The sequence below is a fragment of the Myxococcus sp. AM010 genome (genome assembly GCF_013372585.1).
Taxonomy (GTDB): domain Bacteria; phylum Myxococcota; class Myxococcia; order Myxococcales; family Myxococcaceae; genus Myxococcus; species Myxococcus vastator.
On the sequence record NZ_JABXEO010000007.1, the window covers coordinates 79564 to 97406 of the forward strand.

Genomic DNA, 17843 nt, shown 5'->3' on the forward strand with positions numbered 1-17843 from the left:
TGGGCGAGGTGGCGGCATGAAGCGCCGGACGTTCCGGGTGGAAGGGGCGCTGGTGGGGAAGGCCGTGGCCCTCGCGGTCGCGGATGAGCTGGGTCTGCCCGAGCCGGGGGCACGGGGGCTGGTGGCGGCGGGCGCCGTCTACGTGGCGGGCAAGCGGAGCCGGGATGCGAACGCGCGGCTGACGGCCGGGCAGGTGGTGACGGTGGTGCTGGAGGAGGGCGGGCAGAGCCCCCTGGCCGAGGCGCCCCCCGCGCCGGAGCTGCGGGTGCTGTACGAGGACGCGGACGTCATCGCCGTGGACAAGCCGGCCGGTGTGTCCGCGCAGCCCACCGAGGGGCGCGTGGGGGACAGCCTGGTGGACCTGGTGGGGGCGAAGCTGGGACGCCCCGCGGGGTTGGTGCACCGCCTGGACCGGGAGACGTCCGGCGTGACGGTGTTCGGGAAGACGGCGGAGGCCACCTCGGCGCTGGCGGCCGAGTTCCGGGAGGGACGGGCGCGCAAGCGCTACGTCGCGGCCACCGGGCCAGGCTTGCCCCCGTCGGGCACGGTGGACCTGCCGTTGTCCAAGGACCCGTCGCGCCCCGGGCGCTGGCGGGCGACCCGGGCGGCCAACGGCGTGCCCGCGCTGACGGACTTCCACACGCTGTCTTCGGGGCCGGCGTTCTGTGTCGTCGAACTGCTGCCTCACACGGGCCGCACGCATCAGCTCCGCGCGCACCTGACGGCGCTGGGCGCTCCGATTCTGGGGGACGCGCGTTACGGCGGCGCGGCCCGGGCGGAAGGCGTGGAGGCCGCGCGGTGCTTGCTGCATGCCCAGGCGCTGGCGCTGGGACATCCGCGCACGGGCAAGCTGCTGCGCATCGAGGCCCCGGTGCCAGAGGACTTGATGCGGTTCTTCCTGGCCGCCGGCGTCCCGGCCCCCTCGGGGGCCATTCGCGGCGCGGGCTCCGGGGCGGCGTGAGTCCTCACGCGGCGCAGGTGAAGTCGCGGCCCTCCACCCAGCCCCAGCCGGTGAGGTCCTCGCGAATCTCCGCGCGGGCCCAGCGGACGCCCACGCAAATCAGCAGGTGTCCGTCCCCGGGGGCGCCGAGCTCCTGCGGGGAGATGACGGGGATGCCATGGATGTGCGTGCCCACCTTGCGAGGGTGGACCTCCACGTAGCGCCGCACGCGGGCGCCTTCCTGGTGGAGGAAGTACGTCAGCGTCTTGCCGCTCGGGCCCGCGCCCCACACCGTGCAGGGGCGTCCGTCTGCAAGGGGGCCACGGCCTCGCGTCAGGTAGCGCGCCTTCATCCACATGAAGCGCTTGAGGGCATAGCGCGGGTCCGTCCGCGTCATCCGTCCGTCACTGTCGCGCCAGCGGAGCAGGACCTCGGGCAGGTTGCGCAGGGCGAAGCCCCGGTCCAGCAGCTCCAGCCACAGCGCGTAGTCTTCCGGGAAGTCGCCGTCCTGCCAGCCTCCCGCCGCCACCAGGGCGTCTCGGCGCAGGCAGACGGAGGGGTGGCACAGGGGGCTTTCGATGAAGCGCTCCCGGTCGAGTCGCTCGGCGGAGGTCAGCCCGTTGATCCACGTGGCATAGGCCTGGAGCGAGGGGCTCACGGGTTGGTCATCCCGGAAGAGCTCCACGGCCGTGCCCACGCCCGCCAGCTTGGGTTCTGCCTCCAGCGCGGTGAGGCTCGCCTCCAGTCGCTGGGGGAGGGCTTCGTCATCCGCGTCCATCCGGGCCACATAGGGGGAGGTGGCTTCACGCAGCGCAAGGTTCAGCGCCGCCACCAAACCTCGGCCCCGGCCGTCAAGGACTTCCACGCGCGAGTCGCTCGCAGCCAGGTCGGTCAGCACTTCGCGCGTACCATCCGTGGAGCCGTCATCCACCGTGAGCACACGGAGGTCGCGGACGGTACCCGTCAAGAGGCTGCGGACGGCGCGGGCCACGGTGGCTTGGGCGTTTCGCGCGGGGAGGAGGACAGTAACAGCCGGAACGGGCATCGTTGTGTGTAGACTGCCGCACCCATGGGTGGCGTGAGAAACGGCAAGAACGCCGGCACGCCGGAGCCCGCAGCGGTCCGACAGGAGGCGCTGCGGCCCGGCGCGTCCGATGTCAAGCCCGCGGAGGATGTCAGCGACGTGGTGGACCGGCACTTCCGGTCCGCGGCCCGGCAGTTGCGCGAGGGCTCCGCCGCGCGCGCGTTTGGAGAGCTTGCGCGCGCCAGCCGGACCCTTCCGATGACGCCGCGCCTGGCCGCCGGGATTGTGCGGATGGCGCTGCTGGCGGGCACCGAGGCGGCGGCCATCACCTTGCTGGAAGTGGCGCCCGCGGTGGTCTCCAGTCGGCGCGCGGTCCGGCGTCAGCTCGCGCGGGTGTTGCGACGGGTGGACCAATTGCCGCGTGCCGCCGCCGCGCTCGAGGCCCTCCTGGTGGATTGGCCCGAGGACCGGCGTGCCCAACGCGTGCTCCAGGTGCTGCGCGCGCGCATCGAGGGCAAGGTGGTGTTCGACGCGGGTGTGCGCGCGCCGACGGTGGAGGGGGACGAGCAGGGTGTGCTGGCGAAGCTCCCAGCGCGGAAGGAAGGCGCGCCGGTCGCGACCTCTTGGGAGAACGACGAGGGGGTCTACCTCATCGAGACAGTGGTGGGGCCGCCGCTCTCCGCGAGGGCGGCCTCGGCGTCGCGGCTTCCGGAGGCGGGTGGCGTGGTTGCCCCCAGCGGACCTGTTGCCACGTCCCGCGAGGGTGGACCGGTAGGTCCGCCGGTGCAGGTGTCGCCCGCTTCGGAACCACTGGGGACCGCGCCTGCCTCAGTCAAGAGCGAGCCGGGAACGTCCGTGGCGGTAGAGGTGGCTCCGCCTGCTCCTGCCACTGAGTCGCTCAAGACGGTGTTGGAGATGCCCGCGGTGGAGTTGCCCGCGGTGACTCCTCGCGGTGCCGCTGCTCCCGACGCACCCAGGACCGTCGTGGAAATGCCGGCGGTGGTCGTGCCACCGAGGGCAGTTGACTTCGAGGCGCGCAAGACAGAAGTGGAGCTGCCCGCGCTGGGGGACGTCGCCGTGCCCCCGGCTCCAGGTGTGGCCAAGACGTTCGTTCCGGGGCGCGCGCCCCTGTCCGTGCCTTGGGTCGATGCCCCGGACGACGACGCGGTCGAGCCCGCGCCGGTCGCCCGCGAAGCACCGCCGGCGCCGCGTCCCGCCCGCGCCACCTTCGACGATGCCGGCGACAGTGAAGTCACCTCGGAGGCACAGCCCTTTCTCGTCGGCGCTGACACCTCGAGTCCGCCACCGCGCCAGCAGACGCCTGTCTCCTCGAAGGGCGAGCGGCGGAAGACCCCGCCCCCGTCCGAGGCGTCGCCACCTCCGGCCACGTCCCGCGCCACGCCCGAGCCGGATGCTCGCGCGGGCACCATGGAGGTGTCGTTGGCGGAGCTGGAGGCCGCGCTCGCCGCGGCTTCCGGTGATGCACCGAACAAGAAGGGCAGCGCTTCCGAGGCGAGCGTGGGCCCTCGTGAAGAAGACACCGAGGAGCTGACCCGCTCGCAGAAGGTCGAGGCCCAGCTCATCGCTCGACGAGCCTGGGCCGAGCTGGCCCAGCTCTACCTCAAGCGGGCGGACCGGGCGAAGGACGCGTCCCTGCGCGCCGACGCGCTGGCGCGCCTCGCGGAGGTGATGGAGAACGAACTCCACGACCCCGCGGGCGCCGCGCGCATGTACCGGGAAATCGTGGAGCTGACGGGGGACCGCGCCGCGCTTCGAGATCAGGTGCGGTTGCTCGCCGAGAGGGGAGACGCGTCCCTCGTGCGCCGTGCGCTGGACGAGGCCATCCGACGCGCGCCCGCTGGCCGCGCACGCGCGGGGGCGCTGCTCACGCGGGGCGAGCGCTGGCTCCACATGGGCGAGCTGAAGAAGGCTCGCGCGGACTTCGAGGCGGCGGAGTCCTCCGCGCCGGGACTGCTTCCGGTGCTCGCGGGGTTGCTTCGCTGCGTGTCGGCCGCGGCACGTCCCGCTATCGCGGAGCGGCTCCGGGTGGCACTGGCGGCGGCACCGCGCCGCGCGCCGGACCGCGTGGAAGCGCTGCGCGTCCTGGCCCAGGTCGCGGAGGAGTCGCTGAGCGATTTGCGGCTCGCGCAGTGGGCCTGGAGCGAGGTGCTCACGGAGAGTCCCGACAGTGAGCACGCTCGCGTGCAGCTCACGACGCTGACGCGAAAGCTCGGCGACACGACGGTGCTCAGCCGGCTTCTGCGTGCGCAGCTCGCCCGCGAATCCCGAGGGCCCGCCGCGCGTGAGGCCCGGCTGGAGCTGGTCGCCACGTTGGAGGCCCAGGGCGACGCCGATGCCGCGCTCAATGAGCTGCGCCAGGCCGTGCGCTACGAGCCGGGCCACAAGGAGGCGTGGCTGTTGCTGGTGGAGCGTCTCCTCGCGCGCGACCACCTGGGCGAGGCGGCTTGGGCCCTGGAGCACGCGGCCACCGCCATGGAGGACGATGCGGAGCGGGAGCGCACCTGGGACCGGCTCGCGCGTCTGTGGCGGGAGGTGATGGGCAATCCCGAGCGCGCGCAGGTCTACGCCCGCCGCGCAGAGGGAATCCGGCAGGCGCGCGCAGCGCGAGAAGTGCCTCCTCCCGAGCCGCCGCGCTCCGCGGTCCCTCGCCGTGAGTCGAGCGGCCCCCGTGCGCCGCTCGTCGCGGCGCCCCCGGTGCTGACGCAGGCGTCCGCGAACCTCGCGAGCCTGGCCAATGAGGAGACGTCCAACACGGACATGGGGGCTGCGCCATCCGCGCCTGAAAGCGTGGCGCCGGCCCGCGATGAAGTCGGGAGCGCTTCCCCGGGCGCCGCGGTGGAGCAGGGCCGCAGGGCCTCGCCGGAGCCCGGCCCTTCGGGGCGGAAGAGGAAGCGGGAGGCTCGTTCCGACGCTGCCGCTGCGTCCCAGCCCAAGGCGGCGGCCCGCGCCGCCGCGCCCCCGGCGGTTGCTGCCGCTGCGGCCCAGCCCAGGGGCGACGCACGCACCGCCGCAACCTCCGCCGACGCGCTTCCCAAGGGCGAAGCGCGCGCCGCTGCCGCCGCCCCTCAGTCCATGGGCGAGGCGCGCGACACCGCCTCGCCGGCGCAAGGTGCGCCGCGCGTTCCGGTGGAGGGCTTCGCCGCGGCGCCACCCAAGGGCGGAGGCCGCAACCCGCCCTCATCACCGGGAAACACAGCGGCCCCGCCGCCCCGCGCTCCCGCTGACGCCGCCATCCCCAAGGCGCCGGCCGCGCAGCGTCCCCCCGCGTCCGCCCGCGGCGACAAGGCCGCGCCACGCGCCGCTGCGTCCGGAAGCGAAGCGGAGCCAGCGCCCGCATCTCGCGACGCGGAGGCCCGAGCCCGTCGTCCACGGGCCACCGACCTCCTCACGGGCGAGGTCGTGGACCTCGGAGACGCCCCTGTCCCCGAAACGCGCGTCATCTCCTGGGAAGCGCCGCCAGGCCGGATGGACCCGGTGCGCCGCGTCGTCCGCGCGCGCCCGGAGGGCACGGTCTCCGCCCCGGCGCCGGGCCGCACGTTCATCGCGAAGCCACCCGCGGCGCCCGAGCCTCCTCGGCCTGTCCCCGGCGTCATGGACCCGCGCGAATCTCCCGCGCCCGCCTACGCGCCGTCGCCCGACACCGAGCCCGACGCCTTCCGGCACATCCGCGAGCGCCCGCTCGACGCGAAGCCCTATCGACTCCTCGCCGAGTACTTCGACCAACGCGGAGACCCTGCGCGTGCCTCGCTCATGCGCGAAATCGCCGACGCGCTCGACGGGCTCGAAACCCCCGCGCCGCGCGGCCAGCGCCCGCCGCTGACCTCCGACGAGCGCGCCGGCCTGCGTCACCCCGGCCTGCGCACGCCCTCGGGAGAGCTGCTGGCCTGCACCGGAATCGCGCTCTGCCGGCTGTTCCCAGCGGAGGGCCGCGCCGCCGGCTCCTCGGAGCTGCTGCGCGCCACCGCGGGGCCCTGTGCGCCCGCCGTGCTCGACGCGCTGCACACCGCCGCGCGGATGCTGGACGTCCACCTGCCCGAGCTGGTGCTCGCCGAGGACGACGGCCCGCCCTTCACCGCCGTGCACGCGGGCCACCCGCGCCTCCTCGTGGGCCGGCTCCTGCTGCGTGAGCCCATGCCGCTCCCGGAGCTGCGCTTCCACGTGGGCCGCGCCTTGCTGTCCCTGTCGCCGGACCTGCTCGCGCTCCGGGCCCTCAAGGGCGGCCAGCTCCTCCGCGCCCTGGCGCTGCTGGCCACGGTGCTGAAGGACCCGCGCGCCTCCGGAGCCGAGGCCCGCGTGGTGCGCGAGTCCCTGTCTCCACGCGCCCTGGAGCGCGCCATGGCCTTGCTGGAGCCCGGCACCCAGAACTTCAAGGCGTCGGCGCTCGCGGATGCCGCGCGAGACTCCGCCAACCGCGCGGGCCTGGTGGCCTGCGGGAGCATTGGCCCCGCGCTGTCCGTCCTGCGGACCCGCCGGGGCAACGAGGCGGAGCTGGTGGAGCTGCTGCGCTTCGCCGCGTCGGAGCGCTACCTGCCGCTCCGGGCGCCGCGCTGACGTCAGTTCGTGTTCAGCTTGATGGTGAGCGCCAGCATGCGCCCCTTGGGGCCGCCCAGGTCGTGGCGGTACCCGAAGTCCAGGCCGCCGCCGCCCTCGGACATGAAGCCGAGCCCCGTGCTGATTTGCGACGTGCGCGTGAAGCCGTCGTAGGAGTAGCCCGCGCGCACCGGGAACAGCTCTCCCAGGATGTATTCCAGGCCGCCGTGGTAGGTGAACGTCGTGACGTCATTGGTCGTGAAGTCCGCGCGCACGTCGCCCGCGAGCGTCAGCAGCCCCGTCATCACCCCGACGTGCGCCGAGTAGTAGCGCGTCAGCTCCTCATTGCCGGTGTCCACGATGTTGTGCGCGGAGAAGCCCGCCATCAATGACGGCGACAGCCGGAGCATCAACCCCGCGTCGCCGGTGACGGAGTTGGCGAACCGCGACTGGCCGCTCATGCGCAGATAACGCACCGTGGCGCCGAGCATGAGCGCCTGACTGACGGGCAGTCCCACGCCCATCGAGCTGAGGTGGGCGCTGGCGCGCGCGCCGCCGCGCCCCACGCTCACCCAGTGGTAGTCCACCCCCATCCCCAGGCGGCTCGTGGCCGCGTCGATGACGGAGACGCCCAGCAGCCCTTCCTTCCGCCGCGTATCCCACGCGCCGGTGCCTTCGACCCGGTAGGACGGGTAGAGGACCATCGCCGCTGGATTGCCCAGGATGGCATCCGTGCCCAGCCCCAGGGCCCGGTAGGCGCCGCCCATGCCATAGGCGCGCGCGCTCATGACATCGCGAAGGTCCTCGGCCGGCTGCGCCAGGGCGGTAGTGGACACACAAAGGGCAATCAGCACCAGGGCGCGGAGCAACATGACAAGTCCATCCTATCCGGCTTGATGGGGTCAGAGGCCATCAATAGATTCCCAGCCCTCATGGCCTCCAAAACCTCGAAGGTAGAGCCCCTCATCCGCAAGTGTGTCATCCCGGCAGCCGGCCTGGGCACGCGCTTCCTGCCGGCGACCAAGGCGGTTCCCAAGGAGATGCTGCCCATCGTCGATACCCCGACGCTCCAGTACATCGTGGAAGAGGCGGTCTCCGCTGGCATCGAGGATGTCGTCCTCATCAATGGCCGCGGCAAGAGCGCCATCGAAGACCACTTCGACATCGCCTTCGAGCTGGAGACGACGCTGCGCGCGCGCGGCAAGGAGGCGGAGGCCGACAAGCTGCGCGCCATCGCGGACCTCGTGCGCGTCGTCAGCATCCGCCAGAAGGAGCCCAAGGGACTGGGCCACGCGGTGCTGTGCGCCAAGAGCGTCATCGGCGACGAGCCCTTCGGCGTGCTGCTGGGCGACGACATGATTGACGCCGAGGAGCCGGGAATCCGCCAGCTCGCTCGCGTGTACCGCCAGTACAACCAGGCGGTCATCGCGCTCATGGAAGTGCCGGACAGTGAGACGCACATGTACGGCATCGCCGCGGGCACGGACCTGGGGGATGGCGTGATGCGCATCGACCGCATCGTGGAGAAGCCGAAGAAGGGCACCGCGCCCTCCAACCTCGCCGTCATCGGCCGCTACGTGCTGCCGCCCGACATCTTCCCCATCCTGGAGAACCAGACGCCGGGCGTGGGCGGGGAAATCCAGCTCACGGATGGCCTGGCCGCGCTCCAGCAGACGAAGGGGCTGCTCGGCTACCGCTTCAAGGGTCAGCGCTATGACGCGGGCGACAAGGTGGGGTACCTGAAGGCCAACATCGCCTACGCGCTCAAGCGCCCGGACCTGCGGGACGGGCTGCTTGCCTACATGCGTGAAGTCGTGAAGACGGAGAAGCCGTGAAGCGCACCGTTGCACTCCTCGCTGTCCTGGTCTCCTTCGCCGCGGCCGCCTACGTGCTGCCCGGCAGCTCCATCATCCGCCGCATGTCGGCGGAGCGCGCCGAGCTGAGGCTGTCCACGTTGCGCGTGGAGGGCTCCCTCAGCTTCGGAGGTCCGGCCGTCAAGGAGGCCGGCGCCGCGCTGGGGGCGCCCACGGACCGCCCGGAGGTGCAGGGTGATGGCGTGCTGTCCCTCCGCGTTCCCGGACGCTGCCGCTTCGAGGCCTCCGTGCCCGACGGCAACGCCCAGTCCACGGTGGTCCAGTCGGGCGGCCGCCGCCGCGTGCAGGGGACCGAGATTCCCTCCATGTCGGCGCTCGTCGCGCAGGTGTGCCCGCTGCTCGCCACGGGCAGCGGCAACGTGCAGGAGCTGAAGGAGGCGGTGCTCCGCCACCTCCAGAGCCTGGGCATCGAGACGGGGCGCACCGGACTGGCGCGCTTCGGCGGCGAGGTGGCCTACGTCATCGGCGACATGGCCGAGGGCCGCCCGCAGTTCTGGGTCTACAAGGACTCCTTCCGCCCGGCCCGGCTGCGCTACTCGGACGCGTCGGGGACGGCCTGGGATGTCCGCTTCCTGGACTACAACTCGCCCGCCACGGGGGAGTGGATGCCCCGCACCATCGAGGTGTGGCGCGGAGGACAGCGCAACCTGCGCTTCACCGCCTTGAAGGGGGACAACCGGGCCAACCTGCCCGACTCGCTCTTCACCCTGTAGTCAAAACCGGCACTTTCCTGAATTCCTTGCGGCGGTGGCGGCGGCCATGAAGAGTCTGGCCCCGCCTGGCCGGGACTCTCCCCGGCCCGCGACGCAGAGGAATGTCCCATGAAGGTGTACGGCCACCCGATGAGCACCGCCACGCGCATGGTCCTCGCCACCCTGGCGGAGAAGGGCCAGGAGGCGGAGCTCGTCCTCGTCGACCTCACGAAGGGTGAGCAGAAGAGCCTCGGGCATGTGGAGCGCCACCCCTTCGGCGTCATCCCCGCGTTCGAGGATTCTGACGGCTTCCGGCTCTACGAGTCGCGCGCCATCATCCGCTACCTGGACCGCAAGCTGCCGGGCGCCGCGCTCACGCCGTCCGACGTGCAGGCGTACGCGCGCATGGAGCAGTACATCAGCGTGGAGCAGTGTTACTTCACGCCCAACGCGATGAAGGTCATCTGGGAGCGCCTCTTCAAGGGGATGCTGGGGGGCGGCGCGCCGGACCAGGCCCGCATCGACGATGGCCTGCAGGGCGTCGAGCGCGTCTTCGGCATCATCGAGCCGGTGCTGGGAAAGCAGCCGTATCTGGCGGGGGACGGCTTCTCGCTCGCCGAGGTGACGTGGATGCCCTACATGGAGTTCTTCGTCGCCGCGGGGGGTGGCGAGCTCGTCGGCAAGCACCCGAACGTGGCGACCTGGTGGGAGCGCGTGCGGAGCCGTGCCTCGTGGAAGAAGGTCACCGGGGCCTGAGCCCGGAAGTGGCCTCCTGACACCCCGGGTTCCGTCTCACGGCGGGACCCGGCGGGGAATGTCAGACCCTTCGCGCACTGTGGACCCCGGTAGCAGGACGGATGGGGCCGGGGTGCTGGTTGAAGGGAGTGTCATGGAACAGCGACCCTTGTGGAGCGGGGCGGTGCGCACCTCCGGTGTGAAAAGCCGCCGGGAACTGTCTGAGCCCGCCGCCGCCGCTACAGTGCGCGCCGAAGTGAGCACTCCCGTCCTGGCCTCCATCGCCGTTGGCCGCCCCGTCCGGGGCGAGTTCACCTACTCCCTGCCGGACGAGCTGGCGGGCCGCCTGGCGCCGGGGCAGCGCGTGCTGGTGCCCTTTGGCCGGGGCACGGCGCTGGGCTTCTACCTGGGGCCCGCGTCTCCGCCGACGGATGAAAAGGTGCGGCTCAAGGCCGTCCAGCGCGTGCTGGAGGACTCGCCGTCGCTGCCCAAGGACCTCATCGCGCTGCTGCGCTTCGCGGCCGTGCACTACCGCTATCCGCTGGGTGAGGTGATTCGCGGCGCGCTGCCGCCCGGCCTGTCGAAGGCCGTGGATGAGAAGGAAGCCAGGCCGGACGTGCAGCACTTCGCGGTGGCGCTCGTCAACGAGGTGCCGCCGGAGCTTTCGCGCGCGCCCGCCCAATCCGCCGCGCTCGCATACCTGCTGGCCGTGGGAGGCCGCGCGCCGCTGGAGGAGGTCGCCCACGCGATTCCGGGCGCGCGGGAGACGCTGAAGAAGCTGGCCACGCGCGGCTTCGCCCGTCTGGAGGAGAAGACGGTGGAGGCCAGCGTGAAGGAGGGCCTGATTCAGGGCCGCCCGGACCACCTCACGCCGGAGCAGGACGCGGCGGGCGTGGTGCTGCGCGCGGCCCTGGACGCGGCCGCCTTCCAGCCCTTCCTCCTGCACGGCGTCACCGGCAGCGGGAAGACGGAGGTGTACCTGCGCGCGGCGGAGCACGCGCTGTCGCTGGGGAAGGGCAGCCTCATCCTGGTGCCGGAGATCGCGCTGACGCCGCAGCTGGTGGGCCGCTTCCGCAGCCGCTTCGGCGCGGAGGTGGCGGTGCTGCACTCGGCGTTGAAGGACCGGGAGCGGCTCTTCCACTGGCAGGCGCTGCGCCGGGGCGACGTGAAGATCGCCGTGGGCGTGCGCTCGGCGGTGTTCGCGCCGGTGGACAACCTGGGGCTCATCGTCGTGGACGAGGAGCACGACCCGTCCTTCAAGCAGGAGGAGAAGCTGCGCTACCAGGCGCGCGACCTGGCCGTCGTGCGCGGCAAGCAGGCCGGCGCGGTGGTGGTGCTGGGCTCGGCCACGCCCGCGCTGGAGACGCTGGAGAACGTGAAGCGCGGGCGCTACCAGCTCCTGGAGCTGAAGCGCCGCGTGGATGACCGGCCCATGCCCACCATCGAGCTGGTGGACCTGCGCGTGGAGCGTCCGCGCGAGGGCGTGGTGACGGAGGAGGCGCCCATCCTCAGCCCGCCGCTGCTGGAGGCGATGGCGGAGACGATTGGCCGCGGCCAGCAGGTCATCCTCTTCCTCAACCGCCGGGGCCACAGCACCGTCCTCCTGTGCGAGGTGTGCGGCCTGTCGCTCAAGTGCAGCGAGTGTGACGTGTGCCTCACGCACCACCGCTCGCAGAACCGGGTGGTGTGCCACTACTGCGGCCTGGCCATGCCGGTGCCGGAGCAGTGCCTGGAGTGCACCGGCCCCCTGCTCAAGCTGGGCATCGGCACCGAGCGCGTGGAGGCGGAGGTGCTGGAGCGCATCCCCACCGCGCGCGTCGCCCGGTTGGACCGGGACTCGGCCAGCAGCGCCGAGCGGCTGACGGAGCTGCTGGCCTCGTTCGCGCGCCGGGAGCTGGATGTCCTGGTGGGCACGCAGATGGTGGCCAAGGGGCACGACTTCCCGGGCGTGACGCTGGTGTGTGTCGTCATGGCGGACACGTCGCTGTCCATCCCGGACTTTCGCGCCGCCGAGCGCACCTTTCACCTGCTCACCCAGGTGTCCGGCCGCGCGGGCCGGGGCAAGGACCCGGGGCGCGTGCTGGTGCAGACCTACAATCCGGACGCGGAGCCGGTGCGGCGCGTGCTGGCCCATGACTTCGACGGCTTCGCCAGTCAAGAACTGGAGTGGCGCAAGGCGCTGGCCTACCCTCCCTACTCGCGCATGGCCGCCGTCCGCCTGGAGGGGGAGCACCCCGAGCAGACCGCCAGCGTGGCGCGCTCCCTGGGGAACATCGTCTCCCGGCACATGCCCCCCGCCTCCGCCGGGGTCCGCATGCTGGGGCCGGCCCTGGCGCCTATCTCCCGCATCCGGGGCAAGACGCGCTGGCAACTCCTCTTGAAGGGGCCAACGCATACGGCGCTCGCCCCGCTGCTCGCCAGGGTGGAAGCGGCCCTGGTGGATGTTCCTTCCGCGGTGAAGGTCGTGATCGACGTGGATCCGGGGGCCATGCTGTAGACTCGGTGCCCCCCCATGGGCGCACCGGTTCTTCTCGTCCACGACGACATCGCCAATATCGCCGCCGTGCGGCGCCTGCTCACGCGTGAAGGGTACGAGGTCATCCTCGCCACCTCCGCCGCGGATGCCCTCATTGCGTACGGGCACCACCTGCCCGTGCTGCTCGTGCTCGCGCCCGGCGTGGAGAGCGGCCGGGGCCACCTCGTGCTGGAAGAGTTGCTCCAGCACCCGGATGGCAAGTCGGCCCGGGTGCTGCTCCTGGGTGAATCCATCCCCGGCTTCAGCGCGCCCGTGGCCCAGCTGCCCCTGGAAGGGGCGGCCTTCGTCGCGCTGGTGGATTCGCTGGTCAACGCTCCCGCGGATGCGGACGCCTGGCACGTGGTGGAGAACCGGGAGCTGCCTCCGGCTGGTGGGGGTGACTCGGCGGCCACGGGTGAGGAGGCGGAGTCCTGGCACGCGACGCCGCCGCCCTCGGTGGCGGGCGACCCCGCGCTGGCGAACGCGCTCTTCGGGGACCTGGCGCCGCTGCACCAGACGGACTGGGAGCTGGCGGCCATGACGGACGCGGAGCGCTCCGCCCACGAGGCGGCGCGGCACAGCGAGCGTCAGCGCACGCGCGACCTGGACACCGCCATGGAGCGGGCGCACCTGGAAGTGGAGGCCCAGGCGATGGCCTCCATCGACTCTGCGCTTGCTCCGGACGCCGCGGATGGGTGGGGCGAGCCCTCGCAGGGGCAGGACTGGGGCTCGGCGGTGGACGGTGAGACGGCCGCCGAGGCGCCCGGAGGCGACGCGCACGAGGCGTCCGCGGGGCTCGAGGGTGAAGAGGACTCGCCGGTCGAGGATGCGCCGCCGGTGGGGCAGCTGGCCTGGACGGAGGAGGCCGTCTCTCAGTCCACGCTGCGCACGGCGGCCCTGGCGCCTCGGTTGGGCGATGAGGGGTTCTTCGATGTCGACACGCCGGAGGCCCCGGCGGGAGCTGCGCTCTCCGCGGCGGAGGCGGAGCTGTCCGCCATGCGTGAGGAGGCCTCCTTCGCGTCCTTGGCCACGGATGGCTCGTCCTGGACGGAGCTGCCCCCGGACCCCGAACTGGAGCACGCCGCGCGCGCGGACTCGGAGCTGGATGGGGCGGGCGATATGCCCGGTGAGGCCCCGTCGGCTGAGCCCGAGCAGGCGGTGGACGCCGAGCCGGAATCGCCGTCGTCGGAGACAGATGACGCGTGGGGCACGGAGGCGGCGCTGGGTGCATCCGCGGACGCGCCGGAGCCGGAACAGGCCGCTGAGGGCCCGGATGCGGCGGCGGTCTCCGCGTCCAACTGGGAGTTGCTGGAGGCGGAGCTGCAATCCGCGTCGGCCCCGTCCGACGATGACACGGAGTCGCGGTCGTCGAGCGTAGGGGATGACTGGTTCGACTCGGATGCGGAGGCGTCGAGCCCCGCGCCCGAGGCGCCACCCGTCGTCGAGACGCCTGCCCCGGGCGCCGGTGGCTTCGCGGTCCCCGCGCTGATGGCGCAGTGGCAGGCCCAGCAGGAGGAATCGGAGCGCCAGCTCGAGGAGGCCCACGCGCGTGTGAGCTCCGTCACCGAGGCGCTGGAGCGGGAAGCCGCGCTGCGCCGCGAGCTCGAGCAGCAGGTTCAGGGGCTCCAGGAGCGGCTCGCGGCGGAAGAAGAGGAGCGCTCGCGAGAGTCCTTGCTGCGGGCGGAAGCCGAAGCGGAGCTGGAAGGGCTCCGTCAGCGAGAGCCGCATTCGTCCATGGACGCCGCCGCCAGGGCCGCCCTGGCGCGTGACGCGCAGGAGACGGGCGACCTCTCGGCGCTGCGCGAGGAGCTGGAGGCGCAAGTCCGGCTCCGTGAGGAAGCGGAGTCGCTCACCGCCGAGGTCGAGGCCCAGGTCCGCCGGTTCGAGGATGCCTGCGCGGAAGCGGAGCTTCGGGCCGTCGACGCGGAGGCCCGCGCGGAGGCCGAGACACAGGCCCGTGAGGCGGCGGAGCTTCGCGCCGAGTCGAGCACCCAGGCGTTGCAGGCGCTCGAGGCGCGCCTGGAGTCGGAGGCCGCGGGGCGCGTCGTTTCAGAGGCCCGCGCCGAGTCGGAGTCCAAGGCCCGTCAGGCTGCGGAGAGCCGGGTCGAGTCCGCCGAGGACCTGACCTCGGTGTCGGAAGCGCGCATCGACGCGGAGTCCCGTGCCCGCGAGGCCGCGGAGGCCCGCGCTGATGTGGAGGCACAGGCCCGGCTCGAAGCGGACGCGCGTGCGCGGAGCCTGTCGCGAGCCCTTGAGGAAGTAGAGGCGCGCGCGGAGCTGGCTGCGCGTGCGCAGGCGGAGGCGGAGGCGCGCGCGGAGCTGGCGGCGCGTGCGTTGGCGGAGGCGGAGGCGCGCGCGGAGCTGGCTGCGCGTGCGCAGGCGGAGGCGGAAGCCCAATCGGAACTGGTTGCTCGGGCCCTGGCGGACGCCGAGGCACGTGTGCAGGCGGAAGCCGGTGCGGACGCCCGTGCGGAGTCCGTGGCCGCGGCGCTGGCCGAAGCGGAGGCTCGGGCGGAGATTGAATCCGCGGCCCGGGTGGACGCCGAAGCACGGTTGGCGTCCGCGGAGGCGGCGCTTGCCGAAGCCTCGGCGCGAGCGGAGCTTGAGGCCACGTCGCGCGCCGAAGCCGACGGCCGGGTGGAATCGGTCGCGACGGCGCTGGCGGAGGCGGAGGCCCGGGCGGAGATTGAGTCCGCGGCTCGGATGGACGCCGAAGCGCGTCTGGAGTCCATCGACACGGCGCGTGCCGAGGCCGAGGCCCGAGCTGAGATTGAAGCCTCGGCGCGTGCCGAGGCCGAGGCCCGAGCTGAGATTGAAGCCTCGGCGCGTGCCGAGGCAGAAGCCCGAGCCGAGATTGAGGCCACGGCGCGAGTCGATGCCGAGGCGCGTGCTGAAGCCGAGGCGCTGGCTCGCCAGGCAGCGGAAGCCCGAGCCGAAGCCGAGGCCCGCGCGCGTGAGGAAGCGGAAACCCGCATCACCTCCGAGTCTGATGCGCGCACCGGACAGGAAGCGGAGGCCCGTGCGAACGCAGAGGCTCGCGCGAAGAAGGCGGAATCCCGGGCACAGAAGGAAGCGGAGCTGCGTGCAAACGCAGAGGTCCAGGCTGACAGCGAGGCCGCGGCCCGGACGGAGGCCGAAGCCCGTGCGGAGCAAGAAGCCGCTGCACGACTTGAGGCCGAAGCCCGTGCTGAGCGCGCGACAGCCGCGCTGAAAGACGCCGAGGCCCAAGCCGAGATTGCGGCAGCCGCGCTGAAAGACGCCGAGGCCCGAGCCGAGAGCGAAGCCGCTGCCCGGCAAGCCGCGGAGGCCCGCGCCGAGGCAGAGACCGCCGCACGGCAAGCCTCGGAGGCCCGAGCGGAAAGCGAGGCCCTCGCGCGACGCGAAGCCGAAGCCCGCGCGGAAATCGAGGCCGAGGCGCGCGCCGCAGCCGATGCACGAGCAGAAGCCGAGGTGGCCGCACGGTCCGAACTCGAGGCCCGCGCCGAGCGCGAGGCGAAGTTGCGTGCGGCAATCGAGGTCCGTGCGGAGAACGAGGCATCCTCTCGAACCGACGCGGACACGCGTGCATCCCGTGAGTCCGAGGCGCGAGCCGCAGCCGAGGCGCGTGCCGAGCACGAGGCCACGTTGCGCGCCGAAGCCGAGGTGCTCGCGAAGGCGGAGACCCAGGCACGAGCGGAGGCAGAAGCACAGTCCACTGCGGAGGCGGAGCGCCGCGCGGAAGCCGAAGCCCGCGCGGAAGCCGAAGCGAAGGCCCGCGCCGAAGCAGAAGCCCGCGCGGAAGCCGAAGCGAAGGCCCGCGCGGAAGCCGAAGCCCGCGCCGAGCAGGAGGCCCAGCAGCGCGCCGATGCAGAAGCCCGGGCCAGGCGAGACGGACAGTCCCTCGCCGCCGAGAAGGCACGGGCCCAAACGGAAGAAGAACTCCGCGTCTCCCAGGCGGAAGCCGAGTCCCACGCACGGCGCGAAGCGGAAGCCCGCGCCGAAGCCGAGGCGAAGCGCCGTGCCGAGGCTGAAGCTCGCGTCCAGCAATCCGCCCAGGCCGAAGCCGAAGCGACCGCCCGCGCGAAGGCCGAAGGCCGCCACCGCACGGCCCTCGAAGTCCGCCTGGACGCGGAGGCGAAGCAGCGCGCGACGCTGGAGTCCCGGCTCGAAGAAGAGTCCCGCGCCCGCAACGAGTCCGAGTCCCGGCTCCTCGCGGAGAACACCAGAATCTCCGAGGAGCTCGCCGAGCTCCGCCTGGAGCACCAGCAGTCCCGAGAGAACCTGGCGAAAGAGCGCGAAGCACGCGAGTCCCTCGAGCAGGCCCTGGAGACTCTGCGCACCGAGTCCGCCGAGCAGCGAGCCCGCGCCGAGCGCGAGCGCCTGGAACTGGAGGAGCGCGCGCTCCGAGACGCGGAGGAAGCCGCCGCCCAGGCCCGAGCCTCCATGCTGCCCCTGGAGGCGCCTCCCGGCAGACCCGAGCTGGCCGTGGCTCGCAGTGGCAGTGTCACCCAGGATGGCCTGACGAAGCTGGTGCTCCGGCTCTGCGAGGCCCGCATGGAGATGCGGCTGGAGCTGAAGGTGATGAACGCCCTGCGCGTCCTCTGGTTGAGGGACGGGTCGCTCGTGGGCGCCGTCTCCTCCGCGCCAGGGGAGTCGTTGGTCGACCGGGCCCGCGCGGACGGGCTCATCGACGCGCGGCAGGAAGGGGAGCTGCGGCTGGTGCGCAGCGCCACCACGGCCGCGCTGCTGGACGCACTGCGGGGCCGGGGCTACCTGCGGGAATCCGAAGCGGTGCCCCTGGTCCAGCGCTACACCGAGCAGGTCTTCCTGGACGCGCTGGCGGAGCCCTCGACGCTCTACCGCCTGGTGCCAGAGCCGGCGCCGCACGAGGTGGCGCTCGCCGCCGCCACACGTCCGCCGCTGCACCTGCTGGCCGAGGCCCTGCGCAACACCCTCACCTCCGAATCCCTGCTGGAGGCCGCGGGAAGCCTGCGCGCGCGCGTCACCCGCGGCGATATCCACCTGGTCCCGGATGACTTCGGCCTGCCTTCACGGGACCTCCAGCTCCTGTCCCAGGTGGACGGAGAGCACACGCTGGAGGCGCTGCTCCTGGGGGCGGGGCTGCCGCAGGACACGGCCTTGAAGTCGCTCGCGGTGGCGCGGACGCTGGGGCTCGTCTCGCTGGAGCCCGCCACGGATGCGGACGCGGGCGACCTGCCGCCGGAGCTGGACGTCCGGCGCCTGGAGGCCAAGTTCGAGGAGGTCCAGGACGCGGACTACTTCACGGTGTTGGGGCTGGCCCGCTCGGCGGGGGGCGAGGAGGTCAAGCGCGCCTACACGCTGCTGGCCGCCGAGTTCCACCCCCTGCGCTTCGCGGGGCACCCCGACCCGGCGCTCCAGCACCGCGCGCAGCAGATTCGCACCGTGCTCGCCGAGGCCGCCCAGGCCCTGGGTGACGACCGGCTGCGCGCGGAGTACGCCCGGAGCCTGCTCGACTGACGCCCGTTGGACGGACGGCCTCCCGGGAGTGCGA

9 protein-coding genes are annotated in these 17843 nt (G+C 72.8%); 7 read left to right on the plus strand and 2 right to left on the minus strand.

Annotated elements, in window-relative coordinates; translation table 11 throughout:
* The first annotated feature begins 16 nt into the window (after window positions 1-16).
* Complete coding sequence (locus HV826_RS06300) at window positions 17-961, plus strand: RluA family pseudouridine synthase (RefSeq protein WP_176416100.1); 945 nt, start codon at window positions 17-19, stop codon at window positions 959-961.
* A 4-nt stretch (window positions 962-965) separates the two neighbouring features.
* On the opposite strand, the gene HV826_RS06305 is transcribed toward HV826_RS06300, so the two are convergent.
* On the minus strand, window positions 966-1985 hold the full coding sequence (locus tag HV826_RS06305) for a glycosyltransferase family 2 protein (protein WP_176416101.1): 1020 nt from the start codon (window positions 1983-1985) through the stop codon (window positions 966-968).
* Window positions 1986-2009: 24 nt separating this feature from the next.
* On the opposite strand from HV826_RS06305, the gene HV826_RS06310 reads away from it, so the two are divergent.
* Window positions 2010-6536, plus strand: a complete 4527-nt coding sequence (locus HV826_RS06310; protein WP_176416102.1) for a hypothetical protein — start codon at window positions 2010-2012, stop codon at window positions 6534-6536.
* Window positions 6537-6538: 2 nt separating this feature from the next.
* Here the strand turns inward: HV826_RS06310 and HV826_RS06315 are convergent, their stop codons facing one another.
* The gene (locus HV826_RS06315) at window positions 6539-7387 is read right to left on the minus strand and encodes a hypothetical protein (RefSeq protein ID WP_176416103.1); all 849 of its coding nucleotides are present in this window, start codon (window positions 7385-7387) and stop codon (window positions 6539-6541) included.
* Window positions 7388-7447: 60 nt separating this feature from the next.
* Here HV826_RS06315 and galU point away from each other — a divergent pair, with 60 nt between their 5' ends.
* The 5 genes from galU (at window position 7448) to HV826_RS06340 (ending at window position 17809) form a co-directional block, all read left to right on the plus strand.
* Window positions 7448-8350: a UTP--glucose-1-phosphate uridylyltransferase GalU gene (gene galU / locus HV826_RS06320; protein WP_176416104.1), complete on the plus strand. Its 903-nt coding sequence runs from the start codon at window positions 7448-7450 to the stop codon at window positions 8348-8350.
* Window positions 8347-9102, plus strand: coding sequence for a hypothetical protein (locus tag HV826_RS06325; RefSeq protein ID WP_176416105.1), 756 nt, complete (start codon window positions 8347-8349; stop codon window positions 9100-9102). The genes galU and HV826_RS06325 overlap by 4 nt, the downstream gene beginning before the upstream one ends.
* A 108-nt stretch (window positions 9103-9210) precedes the next feature.
* On the plus strand, window positions 9211-9837 hold the full coding sequence (locus tag HV826_RS06330; protein ID WP_176416106.1) for a glutathione S-transferase family protein: 627 nt from the start codon (window positions 9211-9213) through the stop codon (window positions 9835-9837).
* Between the two features lie 133 nt (window positions 9838-9970).
* Entirely contained in the window at window positions 9971-12313 is a 2343-nt protein-coding gene (gene priA / locus HV826_RS06335; RefSeq protein ID WP_255208377.1) for a primosomal protein N', read from the plus strand.
* Window positions 12314-12328: 15 nt separating this feature from the next.
* A complete protein-coding gene (locus HV826_RS06340) occupies window positions 12329-17809 on the plus strand; it encodes a response regulator receiver protein (protein ID WP_176416107.1) in 5481 nt (1826 codons plus the stop codon).
* The last annotated feature ends 34 nt before the right edge of the window (window positions 17810-17843 follow it).